A 13,786-nucleotide genomic window follows, 5' to 3' on the forward strand; every position below is an offset into this window, starting at 1 on the left:
TTCTTATTATTAATCAAATGATAAGTAAAACAAATCAATTGGAATTGCGGGAGTTGCGATCCTTCCGGGTCCTGGCCGGAACCCTGCATTACGGTCGGGCAGCTGAGGAACTGCACCTGAGCCAGAGTGCCCTGAGCCAGCAGATCATGCAGCTGGAGCGGGTCATGGGCCAGCAGCTCTTTAACCGGACCAACCGTCGCGTAGCCCTGAGCAAGGCGGGGGAATTACTTCTGCCCGAGGTGGTAAAGATCCTGGAACAGGTGGAACACAGTGTAGGTTCCTGGGAGCGGACCATGGCGGGGGAAGCAGGGCAACTGAACATCGCTTTTGTGGGCTCGGCCATGCAATCTTTTTTACCGCCCATCCTGAAACGTTTCGCGGGGAGTCATCCGGAGATCCACTATACCCTGGAAGAACTCAGCAATACGGAGCAGCTGGAGGGCCTGGAGAACGGCAGCGTGGACATTGCCTTTATGCGGTCTAACCGGGTGCCCGATGCGGTAGCCCTGCGCTCCGTGTTCACCGAGAACCTCGCCCTGGTATTGCCGGAAGATCACCCCGTAGATGCGTCAAATTTCAAGGGAATGGAACAGTTTGCCGAGGAAGCCTTCATCCTGTTCCCCAACGAGAACAGCCCCCGCTATTACCAGCAAATACAGAATCTTTGTGCAGACCACGGTTTCAGCCCGCGCATCGCGCACCGCTCTATCCACGCCCCGACCATCTTCAGCCTGGTGGAAAACGGCATGGGGATCTCGGTGATACCAAATTCGCTCAGGCAGAAACACAACTACCGGGTAAAATTCATTGAACTGGTCGCTGCACCCCAGAAGACCGAGTTGTTTGCTGCGTGGAATCGGGGCAATGAAAACCCGGCACTGCAGAGTTTTCTAAAACTCCTTTAAAACTGAAGCTGTAAAGACAGTAGTTCCGATGCAAGAATGTTTGAATAATTATGGGGATTCATAATCCCACCCCGGGTACAAGATAGGCCTGTATACCGCAATAAGCTTGCAGTGACATTTAAAAATATGACCGCAGCTTGATCATGAAATATAATATCAATTCTGCTTCTTTCAGCTTGTACCGGAGGCCTCAGATCACGTGACCTGCTTTTACTTGCGTATGACGGGTAAGGCCTTGACTTCTATAAAGAGGGTATGACCCGGGGTTCTCCAAACCCCGCCCCGGTTTCAAGATAAACTTTCACACTGCATAAAGCTTGCATTGTGGGATCCGGATTCGAGCTGGGGTTCTCCAAACCCCTCCCCGGATTCAAAATACTTGGTTTCCCTGCAAGAATCAAGCAGTGGATTTGGGGTTCTCCGAACCCCTCCCCAGTTCCAAGATAGTTTCCTTCACTGCATAAAGCTTGCACTATCGTTCCAAAGGAAAGAAACCGGGGTTCTCCAAACCCCGCCCCGTCTATAAGTTAGCTCAGTACACTGCAGTAATCATGCAGTGAAGCATATTTCTGCTTTCGGCTTCTGATTAATAATCTTAATTTGGAAGACGTAATCTCTATCAGCTCATAGCATCTATGAAGACTCAATACCAACAGATTATAATCACGCCAGAACAAGCGCAAGACATCGCATCCCGGCTATACGATATCACTGGTACAGCCACCGCTCTACCCGGGGAGATCGATTTTAACTTCAGGATAAATACCCCGGAAGGAGAAGCTTTCCTTCTGAAAATAGCACGCCCGGGAGAAAACGAGAATTACCTGGATTTTCAGAAACAACTGTTGTTACAACTGCAGGCTGAAAATCCCGGACTGGCTGCGCCTTTAGTCATTGAGGATAAGCAGGGGAATATGCTGCCGACATTTGTTGATGAACAAGGTAATAAACGTTTTGTGCGTCTCCTAACCTGGCTCCCGGGAAGACTATGGAGTAATGTGAATCCACATAGCGATTCGCTCAGGGAAAGCCTTGGAAATCATTTGGGCAATATTACCGCAGCCCTGCAAGGTTTTGACCACCCCAAGGCACACCGCTCCCTGCATTGGGATATAAGCCAAGCCGGTTGGACGTGCGACTACGTGTCACTTTTTTCCGGAAAGCAACTCGAGATTATAACCTACTTCCAAGAGCTGTTCCAACAGGAGTACGAGGAATTTGAACAGCTGAGGAAGGGAGTGATTCATAACGATGCCAACGACAACAATATACTGGTCTCAGACGATCTCATAAATCCGGAAGTTCTGGCGGTGATCGATTTTGGGGATTCGGTTTACACCCAACTGTTCAACGAACTCGCAGTGGCCTGTGCCTACGCTATCATGCATCACCCCGATCCATTGGATGCTGCCCTTCCGCTGGTCCGCGGTTTTCATAAATCCTTCCCGCTCCAGGAAAAGGAATTAGAGCACCTCTACACAGCCATCGCAATGCGTCTGGTGATCTCCGTGACCAAGAGCGCCATCAATAAGGAAGAAGAGCCCGATAATGAGTACCTGCAAGTCAGTGAAGCACCCGCCTGGGAGCTGTTAGAAAAATGGCGAGCTATACATCCTGATTTCGCCCACTATAATTTCAGGGAGGCATGCAGCTACACTGCCCACCCTAACGAACAAAAATTTAAGTCCTGGGCCAGGGATCAGCAAGTTGACCTCACAAAGCTGTTCCCTACTGTAAGGGCTGATGGGGTGTATCCATTAGATCTTAGTGTTTCAAGTAGCTGGATTGGGCACCAACAGGATTTTAATAACCTGGACTGGTTCCAGTTCAAAATAGACCAATTACAAAAAGAACACCCGGGGAGCATCCCGGCAGGAGGTTACCTGGAGCCCAGGCCGCTATATACTTCAGGTGAATATGATAAAACTGGGAACTATGGGCGGGAGAGCAGGACCATTCATTTGGGGATCGACTTCTGGCTGCCGGCCGGCACTCCTGTCCATGCCCTCTGGGATGGCGAAGTAGTTACAGCCGTAAATGATGAAGGGGATAAGGAATACGGCGGACTAGTGATTCTCAAGCACCATAAAGAAGGAATCACCTTCTACACCCTTCATGGCCACCTGACGATTGCCGGGGCTACCCGTCACAAACCGGGCGATGTGATCCGGGCGGGGGAGGAGATCGCTCTCCTGGGCAATTACCCGGAGAATGGCAACTGGGCACCCCACTTGCATTTCCAGCTGATGCTGTCTATGCTTCACTATGAAATAGACTTCCCCGGGGTAACCTATTACCGGCAGCTCCCGGTCTGGAAGAGCATCTGCCCGGATCCTAATTTATTGTTCAAGGCAAAGGAGCTGGAACCACTGGAGGATATCTCGGACCAGGAACTTCGACATCAACGCCAGCAATACCTGGGAAAAGGAATGAGCCTGCAGTACAAGAAACCGATTCGGATGGTTCGTGGAGCAGGGGTTTATTTGCTGGACCAGTACGGGAGAAAATACCTGGATACCGTGAATAACGTGGCCCATGTAGGACACGAGCACCCGGGTGTTGTCCGGGCAGGGCAGGAGCAGATGGCATTACTAAATACCAATTCACGCTACTTGCATGAGAATATCACCGTATATGCCGAAGCCTTGCTGGCTACCTTACCTCCCGAACTCAGCGTGCTCCATTTTGTGAATTCGGGCAGCGAGGCCAACGAATTGGCACTGCGGATGGTCAAGACTGCCACGGGGCATAAAGATATCATTGCCTCCGAGGTGGGATACCACGGGAACACCAATGCCTGTGTGGAGATCAGCTCGTATAAGTTTGACGGAAAAGGTGGCTCCGGGGCCCCGGAACACACCCATATCTTTCCTATCCCCGATACCTTCCGTGGAAAATACCGGGGTGCAGACAGCGGAACTGCTTATGCGGAGGAGGTGAAACAAATTATTGATACCCTTGACAAAGAACGCCGGAAACCTGCGGCATTTATCGTAGAACCAATCATCAGTTGTGGGGGACAGGTAGAGCTGCCGGATGGATTTTTAAAGCAGGCTTACGGTCATGTTAGACAGGCAGGCGGACTCTGTATTTCTGACGAGGTGCAAGTAGGCCTTGGCCGGATGGGGAAATCGTTTTGGGGCTTCCAACTCCATGATGTGGTCCCCGATATTGTCACCATGGGCAAACCCCTGGGGAATGGTCACCCCCTGGCCGTGGTAGCCTGTACACGTGAAGTAGCCGATGCCTTTGCCAACGGGATGGAATTCTTTAATACGTTCGGCGGGAACCCGGTCTCCTGTGCCATAGGGGCCGAGGTGCTGAAAGTAGTGAAACGTGAAGGCTTGCAAAAAAATGCCCTGGAAGTAGGAGAATATTTGAAAACAGAACTACATAAGCTAGCCGGTAATCACCCAATTATCGGGGATGTTCGTGGTCAGGGATTGTTCCTGGGAATAGAACTGGTAACCACGGATCTTAGACCATTGCCGGAACAGGCCACTTACCTGGTGAACCGGATGAAAGAACACGGGATTTTGATGAGCATTGATGGTCCCGGTCATAACGTAATCAAAATAAAGCCCCCAATGGTTTTCAGTGAGAATGATGCAGATGAAGTGCTCTTCTATATGCGTAAAATCTTGGGTGAAGATTTAATGAATAAACTATGACTCTCCCGGTAAACATACACCGCGCTTTACCGAATTATATTCGATAGATCCGGTATAATTTCTTATATTATAAGAGTATCCCCCTGCAGCCGATTCTATTCGGTGAAGTCCATTTTTGTTTCATTTTAAAACCAGCAACCATGGCTTCATTCAAATTACTCCTTTTAACCCTTTTATTGATGTTTCCTGCCGTTCTTCTTTCCCAGGAAGTAACGTTCTACGCGGCCGATACCGAGAGCATTGAGCAAACCACTTATACCCAGGTTCAGCATTCTATCGGCTTCCAGGAAGCAGAAACTGAACTGATGATGGCCGGAATTCCGGGAATGATTGGCGACGTGCTTCCCAGCCTGGTAAAATATATCCCTCGTCTTTTTTATAACCCATCGAAATACGTAAAGGAATACGATGCGGAATATACTTTTATAGGTCCTGATGCCCCTGCCAGCGGTATAGAGCCGGGTAAACTGATGGAGTTCCGTGCCGTAGGACTCACCCCAACTCAGCAAGCGGATACAGTGGCCAAGATCAGGTTTCGCACGGGGAATATTCCCGGTAAACCAGGTTATCATTACATCGGGTTATGGGATTACGATATCTATCGTACAGGGGTTAAATTGAAACCGCGCAGCAAGTCCCTCAATATGGTAGTGGAAATGATGTTCACCTACTTTGACGACCAGCACCAAAAGCACGAATATGTACTTCAGCCCATGTTACTTTCTGCCCTCACCCCGGGACAATCCGGCAAAAATACCCACAACAGGTACCAGGTTCTGCCAAAAATGAATGTATTGGAAAAAGTAGCGATCAAAGTGACCGAGGTCAATGCTAAGAAAGCAACCTGGGATCAATGGATGGGAATATACGAGAAGAATCAAAACAGCATCTCGGACTTCGTTAAATTATGAGTATTGGGTGGCATAACCGGTAAGTCTCCGGGGCTGGAATAAGTTCCGGGAGAAAAAAAGGGCATCCTGGGGAAGACACAGGATGCCCCTGACTAACAAAAAACCAACAATTAATTCATTAAATTATTCGTCCTGCTTATCTAGCGGTGACTTTTAGAATTGAAGTAGAGGAATTACCCGCCGGGTTCTCTTTGGTGATTACCTTGATGTAATATTCCTTATTCACCTGCAGCCCGGTCATTTCTACCGTTTTAATTTCCGTGATATTAGATTCCACCTGGGTGGTAGGATTAGGTTGGTCATCGAAGTAAACATCATAGACAAGAACACTGTTATCCGGGTCATCCGGCCTTTGCCAGGTGAATTGAAGGGTTCCGGCACTGTTGCTAACCACCTGGATAACGGCAGGTGCGGGTGCAGTATTAGTATCAGGGATCCCCTGGCTGAAGAAAGTATACTCCTTACTGCTGATTGATTCACTGCCATTCCCCTTAACCTTCCATTGATACCACTGCCCGTAATTCAGACGAACCATGGTTTGGGTTTCCCCGGAATTGACCGTCTTGATGACTGTATTATCGGGATTGATCACCTCCTTATTACTATTTATGGCATCGATATGTAATTCAAAATCCTGGAACTGTCCCTGCGCCGACCATCGGAACGGGATATCCAGTAAATTTCCGGGTACCGAGATTCCGTCGTAACAGGTCTCGTTGTCAATAGGAGATACCAGGTTGATCGCCATATCACTTTCCACAAATTCTCCTTCACAAGCACTGAGGAGGATTAAACTGATGATTAGTATTGCACTGTTCTTCTTCATGATTCTTACTTTTTGATGAATTTAAAATTCATTTCCTCTCCCTTCTCGGTATACAGTCTCCCAAAGTAGACGCCGGGGGCTTCCGACGAAAGGTCTATACTCAGCATTCCCCCTTGAATGTCTAATTGACTTTCCTGCAGCACATTACCGGAGGTATCAAAGAGCGAGAGGGCTGCCGATGCGGTGTCGGTAAATCCATTCAGGGTGATGACGTCCTGGGTAGGATTAGGATAGACATAGATCTTTTTCAGGGAAACCGCGGTCTTTATAATGCCCTGGCAATCCTGGGCTCCTTTGATCTCCAGTTCATTCAGCCCTTCGGATAAAGGAACTTTCAGCACCTGTTTTGACGGGCCATCCACCTGGTAGGAATATTCCCGGCCGTCCTTGGTCGTGACCGTGTATTGTTCACTCCCGGATACGGACAGCAGCGCTACTTTGGCCCCAAGGTCTACACTTTGAGCCAGTAGGTTGGTTCCCTGCAGTTCTTCTATGGTCACACTAAAGGAAGGCGGGATGATTTCGATCTCCGGGTCCTGGAATTCGAAGAAGACGTCGTAATAGCCGGAAGGCAGATCCCTGAAGGTAATTTCTCCATTGGCAGGGAGGTTGCTGATCTCGGTTACCGATCCACCGTTCACCTGGACGATGAACTGGAAACCTGAATTATTCTTTACATTGATATCGCCTTCGGCGGAGCCTGCACAAGAGTCGCTGGAAGAAGTCACCTTTAATGCGTTGGCATCCAGGCTGCTGGTGTCAAATTCTGTACTGATGATCTCTAAAGTAGCCGTGCTCTCGATCACCTGGTAACGCTCCCCGGCGGTGACCACCAAGTTGACACGTTCGTTATTTTCCTCGAGACCATCTTCCAGGGCGGTGATCACCACCTCTTTTACGGACTCCCCGGGCCCGAAGACCACGAAGTCATTTTCCGGAGCAGAGAAATCCAGGCCGCGTTCTGCCGCATTGGCATCATTCAGATCGGAGAAGGTGTAATTGACGCGCACGTCTATCCCGGTATCGTTCGGCTTATCCAGGCTGATCTCAAAGACCCCGGAATTCCCTCTTGCCGGGTCCTCGTAAATTGGGCTGGCTACTACACCGGCAGAGACGTCAAAGGCAACCTTATCCTGGTCGTTCCGGGGAATGGTAACCGAGGCACTTTTATTACTGTCGTTAATGGAATAGCCTGATCCCTCAATGAGGGTAATCGTTACTAATTCATCCTCCTCCACTAAATCATCTTGAAGGGCTACAAGATCAATGAAATTTTGCGTCTGGCCACTTGGAAAATATAAACTTCTAGTTATCGGCTCATAATCTACACCCTCTTCAGCATTACCGCCTACCTCGAAATACACTGTGATATCGTTATCCAGGGCGTTTTGAAGTTCAAATAAGAAAAGACCATTATCAGTTCCTGCATTTTCTTCATCTGCCAAATTATCAGGTGAGGTAACTGTTACTGCGGTTGTTTCTAAAATAACTACAGTCCATGTAAAACCCATGATAAATCTGCTATCATTAGATTGTACAATCAAATCAAATTGCTCTGTGCCTTCCTGACTTTTATCAGGTTCTATAGCTGGACTTAGGATAGATATTTGTAAAACATTATCAGGATCATCATTTACATCCACGTTAAAGGTCAACTCATTGGTGCCTGCTCGATTTCGGAAATCTAATCCCTCTTCAGCTTGCGGGTGTCCATTAACAGAGCCTCCGGCCTCATATAAAACACTAAAGGGATACTCCGTGTCTTCAGGTAAGCCTTTTTCTCCCTCAAATGCAATTTCGAATATTTCTCCTTCCTCTACTTGGTATTCTGGACAGCAAGCAGCGTCATCCACGTAAATAGCATCACCCACATAATTAGGATTTATGGCATTAGGTGTTTTGACGGTCATATGTATGATGTATTGACCATTCTGATCTAATATTTTGACTTGTAGAGGTGGAGGCAAGTTTATAGGTTCAGTAAATCCAGGATCGGACAATGTTGCCAAGAAAAAATCATGATCTAAATCGGTATCACCATTTAACATTACTTCAACAGATCCTGATGAATCCCCGGGAGCTATAATCACTTGGTTCGCCAAAGCTGTAAAGTCTTCGATTTCGGCAGGATTTCCAGAGTTTTCATCAGGAGTAAAACTTATAGGAAAAATGATGTCTGAGTTCGTATTATTGGCCCAGAGATTACCTTCAGAATCGAATAATGTAACCGTGATTACTTCATTGGTGCCCTGTTCAAAACTCCCGGTATTGGTTATTTCTGCTACGATGTCTGCCGTGGCGACGGAATTAATTTTAATTTCAATCTCAATAAATGTGCTGCTGTCAATTTCGCCGGGACCCTCGATATAGTAATTATTAGTCGAAGTGGATTTAGGAATATCAAGAATAATAACCTCACCAGGGTCATTGATATTATCTATGAGCGCTTCGATATCCAGTTCTCCATCTGCGCCAACGCTCTCATTTATAACTACTGGGACCGGAGAGCTGGGACTGGCAATAAAATCGATGTCCGGTGTTGCCGTAGTTCCGAAGGCAATTTCGTATTCCAGGTCTACCGTGGTGCCCTGGAGACCGTTTTCGGATTCAGTGTGAATTAATAGTGGAAGTGAATTTCCTTCATCCAATTCAACCAAATACTTATAACGGTCTTCACCTTCAATATATTCGACATTATAATCACCTGTAATTTCCAGGGATAGAATAGCCTGCTGTGCTAGGAGGCCATTCGTGATTAATAGGGTTAAGAGTAATGTGATCTTCGACTTCATTTCGGATTGATTTAAATTTATTCTGCTCCTGGATTTAAAATAACTCCTCCAGTTTCCTGAAGTTAATTCCCACAAAGAGGTTGTCCACGTACCCTTCCATAAACAGGTTAGAGAGCGTTGCCGATCCTATGGTCAGGAAATACAAGCGCATTCCTATTCCCCCGGTGATCTCCTGTAAATCGGTGCTGTAACTGATCGGGGTATACACACTGAAATTCCTTGTTTCGTAACGGTATGATACCGTGGCCAGGTTTAAGCGATCACTGGAATAGATGCTGCCCGACGAGGACATCGCGGCCATATAGTTCAGGTTCAAATAGTGGTTAGCGCCATTTTTGAGCAAGACGTCAAAATTCAGTTGTAAGGATGTGGGCAAGGATACCACGGCATCTCCGGTGGTCGGTACCACGGTTACATCATTGGTATTTTTTCGTAAGGTGTTCAGTAAACCGTTGTCCTGCCGTATCTCCCTGCCTTTAAATTCTACATCATTGATCAGGAATTCCTCGCTGACAAAATCCTTGTAGGTGATGGTTCCGAGGTCTAGTACCGCAGCCGACAAGCGGAACTTATACTTAGTCAGGGCACTGGCATTGACCCCTTCATCTACTCGGTTCGTAGAACGTGGACGCCATTCGTAAACCATCCCGATGTCTCCCCCGATCCCGGTACCCTGGACGCTGCTGTTAAAGACCAGGTCCTGGAGGTTGTTCTGGTTTTCACTGAAATAGTCCTCCGGGAAAGTATTGATATAGTTCAGGCTGCCATCCAGTCTAAGATCGTCCTGCCCGATGTCATTTTGATAGTCCCCGTTTAAATTACCATCCAATTGGGTAGCACCGGCTCCCATAAGATATTTAAAGGTTCCGCCGAATTTCAGGAAATGGTTTTCAGCATTAGCTAGCACCAGTGCATAGGAAAGGCCGGCTTCTTTCCAGTGATGCGTAGATGAATTAAGCGCGGGATTCGCTATAGTAATGGCATCCTGGCTAAATTCTGAATTTATGCCCTCCCAGAGGTAACCATTAAAGTCGTCGTAATTGATAAAGGCCCGTGACCTGGCGGTTATGGCCAGGGCATGCCTGGCATTTAAGGAAAACATGCCGGAAACGATCACGTCGCGATCTGCCAGTGCACTGGTATTTACCGCGGCATCATTATCCAAATTTTCCGTGTATTCAATACCGTTAAAGCCTGTGGGGTCTTCGACGTAATACAGGGGGATATCTCCATATTCCGCATAACTTAAATGGTTATAAGCCACTCCGATATCCACCTTATGTTTAGAGTCCACGATATTGGCGGGGTTTGCAATAGCCGTGTAAATGCCCCCGTAATTGTCAAAATTGGAACCGGGGCTGGATTGTGCATAAATTAAAGTGGTCATCAACCCTATAAGGGGGATGAGTAATAGTTTAGGATTCGGTTTCATATAGATAGAATCAGCTGGTTGAACGGAAAAACGCCTCGCATATGGTTGCGATCAAATCTCCACATAGCACAAGCTATGGGTACGGGAGAGGGGGGCGTCTCCGGGTGTCTAATGATGAACCGTGGCGACCGCAAAGGCGGAAAGCCAAGTCTTCATTTCAGTTGCTGGTAAGGGAACGGCCTGTGTTCCCTGAGGGAAAAATCACTGGTAACTGATATTCAGATCAGTAATTTCCCGATATTTTTGCCTGCCCCCGTTCACCGGGTAGCCATCTCTTTCTTCTATAATTTTCGTGGTCGTTACCGTGGGTAATTTTATGCCTTCAAAATCTTTGTATTCCGTTAAGGATCTCTCCTGGATAATTGAATACTCGTCTTTTAATCGGCCTCCGCGATAGGTAGAGATCGTTTCTCTTCGTGCTATCATTGATAATAGCCCTGTTCTGGTATTATAGTAATTGGTAACACTTACACTTATTCTTTTCCCTTTTCTCGGGGGATTTCCGAGGTCGAACTTGATAGTGGGCAATTCCAGGCTAAAATATTCCTGTCCATCCAGGTAAGAACGTCCCCGGTATAGCACCAGGTCCGGGTTAGAACTGAGCTTAAGGTGATCAAAGAAGAATTTCAGGGGAGAATTCTTACTGCTGATAAAGTCGTATTTTTCCTTCTGCACCAGGTTTCCGGCTCCTATAGGGGGTACCCCGCTTCGCCATTTTTTTATATCCTCATCGGTGAATTTCCAGACCAGCGAATCGTTTTGAATGGAATCCTTAAAGTAAACTTTGTATTCTTCCCTGGCATCCTCGTGGGTGATGTGAACTTCTTTAAAATTTTGAAGGTATTGAAATGTGTATTCCCGGTTGCCCGTCCTGCCCATGTCACTTCTTGATTTTTCCTTAATACTTTCCCGGCTTTCTATGTGTTTTACAGCGTTCAATTTCTTATTACCGCCTATTTCCTTAGAGAAACGGTCCAGCACCAATTCCGCGGTGATATCACGATCGGGGGTATCCTCATCAAGAACTATACGACGGGTGTCAGGTTTATTATAGCGTAACCAACCCGCTTCTACTGCATTAAGTCGTTCAGCTCTCGGTGGATGGGTGGAGCTACCCTTCTCGCTGGTCTGACTTACGGTACTTTGTGCCTGCTCCAGGGAAGCCCCCAGTTTGGCTAATTGGAACCCTAGGAATCGATCGGCCTCAAGTTCCCACCTGGGCTTGCTTCCCCTGTTATTGATCGTGTGCCCACTCTGGAGATGGCCCACCTCGTGTGCCAATACGCCAATAGCTGCCCAATCCGTGGAAGATTCCTGGGCCAACTGGTCCAGGAAATTCTTATCGTAAATGATGTACGGGACGTTGTTGCCCTTCTCATCTTTTACTATTTGCGCACGAGCATTTTTCATGTTGGGACATTCGCTCATTTTAAAATACATGGTCAATCCCATTTCTTCTACAATCCTACCTACTACATCATAGGCTTCTGCATTTTGACCGACCTCACTATAGTTGCACCTGTCATTAATGGCCTCAACAGTTTGAAAACCTAATGACGCATCTTCAGAATCAAAACCATAAAATGATTGTTGTGCCTGTGTGATATTGGAAATGAAAAAACTTAGTATCAGGCAAAAGAATAAGCGATTAATGATTGAAAGATTAAACGCCCACCCAGTGATGCCTACTGGAGGAACTACATGATTGGTGAGCGGTAGAAAAGAGAATAATTTATTGTTCATGATTGTAATTTTAAACGTATTACAACATGTTAGTGCTTACTTTAAACAATAGAAACCCCACCGGTAATATACCGGAGTTAGCGAATAAAACCGCTGAATCATAATTGGTTTAAGAATTTATACTCTAGATGTGGGGATAGAGCAAGTGTGAACCAAAGTATCGACTATCCAAAATTTTTCAATTAAGTTAAAATCGACGGTTGTAAGTAAAAAAAGGGGATCCGCGACATATTTTTTTCATTTTTGAACATATTTAGTGCTCTGGAAACTTTATCAAGTTTCTCAGAAATAAAGTTCTAATATTGCGGGGGGTTCTTCAATATAGTAAAAAATCGTATAATCAACTATTTTTCTTAATAAAAACTTAAAACGGTGTTTGATAGGCGATGGACGTAGTGAGATGTTGTTTCTATTTAAACGTTCTATTTACTAGTGTAGGATGAGATCCAACTTCTTCCGGCAAATTTTACATCAGTGCAGTTTGTGAAAACTATAGATAATGTACTTAATGTCGTATTCCCAAAAAACGATGGTAGTTAGTAGTTAGTTCGAGATATACGCTTCAATCTTTTTTAAAAACAGTTCACATTAGGGCACAGTTGGGGATCATTGACGCTTTGCCTATTATATGGGAACCACCTTGGTGTCGATAATTGAATTTATTTCTAAAAAAAATCCCCGCACTCAGCAGGGATTTCTATGTATGTTATGTACCATTAAGCGCATCCGGCATGGATCACTTCTTGGCTGTGCGCTTCTTTCGGCGTTTTTTAAGTACCTGGTATCCCAGGTAGGCAAATTGTGCACCTACTAAAGCGAGTTTATATTTATTCTTTTTTACAAATGTCGAGGCAAGCCCCAACGCGAGTGATTTTCCCATAATGTCTGTATTTATTCTAGAAGTAAAATATAGGATAGAGCTCTATAACACGGGTCTTATCCCAAGAAAAATGAATGGAATTTCCGGATTTTATCCCCGGGGATAGCAATTCCGCTGTTTTATAGGTTTCTTAGGCGGTTTCCAGTTCCTCTTTCTCTGATTCCTTGTAGACCACTCTTACCAGGTACTGCAGGTTGTCCAGGTTGGCACAGTGATATTCCATAAGCCGGTTCAGCGACATCAGGTAGCTCAGTTCCTTCGCTTCGTCACTGTCATAGTCTTCCCTGCCGATTTCGGTCAGGTTCTCGGTGATCTCATTTACGATACTATCGGTTGTATTCCCGGGATTAACTTCAATTTCCTTTAGCATGGTCGAAGCCTGCTCTTCGTTGGTACAGCTGAAGCGGACGTAGTCCATCAGGGTCTGCTGGAATTTCTCCGAAAGGAAACTGATATCACTGTCATTGAAATAGTTATTTACCTGCTTAGCAATTGCGTATAGATTACTGAGTTCTTTGCCTAAAATATCTTCTTTATTCATTTCTGTAAATTTTATTCAATTGGGTTAAGTGGTCAAGAATGGCGCGTAGCGTAGTTGTTCCGCGACATCAGGGATAAGATACCGG

The 13,786-nt window shown here is 46.2% G+C and carries 9 protein-coding genes; 3 read left to right on the top strand and 6 right to left on the bottom strand.

From position 1 onward, the window contains the following. The first annotated feature begins 17 nt into the window (after positions 1-17). The 3 genes from PP178_RS12440 to PP178_RS12450 all read left to right on the top strand — a co-directional run bounded on the left by PP178_RS12440 (position 18) and on the right by PP178_RS12450 (position 5,487). Positions 18-905: a LysR substrate-binding domain-containing protein gene (locus PP178_RS12440; RefSeq protein ID WP_272594681.1), complete on the top strand. Its 888-nt coding sequence runs from the start codon at positions 18-20 to the stop codon at positions 903-905. 635 nt (positions 906-1,540) lie between these two features. Beyond that, the gene (locus PP178_RS12445) at positions 1,541-4,576 is read left to right on the top strand and encodes an aminotransferase class III-fold pyridoxal phosphate-dependent enzyme (RefSeq protein WP_272594682.1); all 3,036 of its coding nucleotides are present in this window, start codon (positions 1,541-1,543) and stop codon (positions 4,574-4,576) included. Positions 4,577-4,716: 140 nt separating this feature from the next. Then, complete coding sequence (locus PP178_RS12450; protein WP_272594683.1) at positions 4,717-5,487, top strand: hypothetical protein; 771 nt, start codon at positions 4,717-4,719, stop codon at positions 5,485-5,487. 136 nt (positions 5,488-5,623) lie between these two features. Here PP178_RS12450 and PP178_RS12455 read toward each other — a convergent pair whose 3' ends face one another. The 6 genes from PP178_RS12455 to PP178_RS12480 form a co-directional block, all read right to left on the bottom strand. Beyond that, complete coding sequence (locus PP178_RS12455; protein WP_272594684.1) at positions 5,624-6,313, bottom strand: fibronectin type III domain-containing protein; 690 nt, start codon at positions 6,311-6,313, stop codon at positions 5,624-5,626. A gap of 5 nt (positions 6,314-6,318) precedes the next feature. Beyond that, positions 6,319-9,105, bottom strand: coding sequence for a Calx-beta domain-containing protein (locus PP178_RS12460; RefSeq protein ID WP_272594685.1), 2,787 nt, complete (start codon positions 9,103-9,105; stop codon positions 6,319-6,321). 34 nt (positions 9,106-9,139) lie between these two features. Next, entirely contained in the window at positions 9,140-10,537 is a 1,398-nt protein-coding gene (locus PP178_RS12465) for a DUF5723 family protein (protein ID WP_272594686.1), read from the bottom strand. A gap of 201 nt (positions 10,538-10,738) precedes the next feature. Continuing rightward, positions 10,739-12,280: a hypothetical protein gene (locus PP178_RS12470; RefSeq protein WP_272594687.1), complete on the bottom strand. Its 1,542-nt coding sequence runs from the start codon at positions 12,278-12,280 to the stop codon at positions 10,739-10,741. A 736-nt stretch (positions 12,281-13,016) separates the two neighbouring features. Next, a complete protein-coding gene (locus tag PP178_RS12475) occupies positions 13,017-13,160 on the bottom strand; it encodes a hypothetical protein (RefSeq protein WP_272594688.1) in 144 nt (47 codons plus the stop codon). Positions 13,161-13,290: 130 nt separating this feature from the next. Then, a complete protein-coding gene (locus tag PP178_RS12480) occupies positions 13,291-13,701 on the bottom strand; it encodes a hypothetical protein (protein ID WP_272594689.1) in 411 nt (136 codons plus the stop codon). Positions 13,702-13,786 lie beyond the last annotated feature (85 nt).

The sequence above is a fragment of the Zeaxanthinibacter sp. PT1 genome (assembly GCF_028464225.1).
In the GTDB taxonomy this organism is placed as follows: Bacteria; Bacteroidota; Bacteroidia; order Flavobacteriales; family Flavobacteriaceae; genus Zeaxanthinibacter.

Excerpts from the sequence above, each read along its gene's own strand:
- PP178_RS12460 (WP_272594685.1), bottom strand. The coding sequence starts at position 9,105 with ATGAAGTCGAAGATCACATTACTCTTAACCCTATTAATCACGAATGGC.
- PP178_RS12465 (WP_272594686.1), bottom strand. The coding sequence starts at position 10,537 with ATGAAACCGAATCCTAAACTATTACTCATCCCCCTTATAGGGTTGATG.
- PP178_RS12440 (WP_272594681.1), top strand. The coding sequence starts at position 18 with ATGATAAGTAAAACAAATCAATTGGAATTGCGGGAGTTGCGATCCTTC.
- PP178_RS12450 (WP_272594683.1), top strand. The coding sequence starts at position 4,717 with ATGGCTTCATTCAAATTACTCCTTTTAACCCTTTTATTGATGTTTCCT.
- PP178_RS12455 (WP_272594684.1), bottom strand. The coding sequence starts at position 6,313 with ATGAAGAAGAACAGTGCAATACTAATCATCAGTTTAATCCTCCTCAGT.
- PP178_RS12445 (WP_272594682.1), top strand. The coding sequence starts at position 1,541 with ATGAAGACTCAATACCAACAGATTATAATCACGCCAGAACAAGCGCAA.
- PP178_RS12475 (WP_272594688.1), bottom strand. The coding sequence starts at position 13,160 with ATGGGAAAATCACTCGCGTTGGGGCTTGCCTCGACATTTGTAAAAAAG.
- PP178_RS12480 (WP_272594689.1), bottom strand. The coding sequence starts at position 13,701 with ATGAATAAAGAAGATATTTTAGGCAAAGAACTCAGTAATCTATACGCA.
- PP178_RS12470 (WP_272594687.1), bottom strand. The coding sequence starts at position 12,280 with ATGAACAATAAATTATTCTCTTTTCTACCGCTCACCAATCATGTAGTT.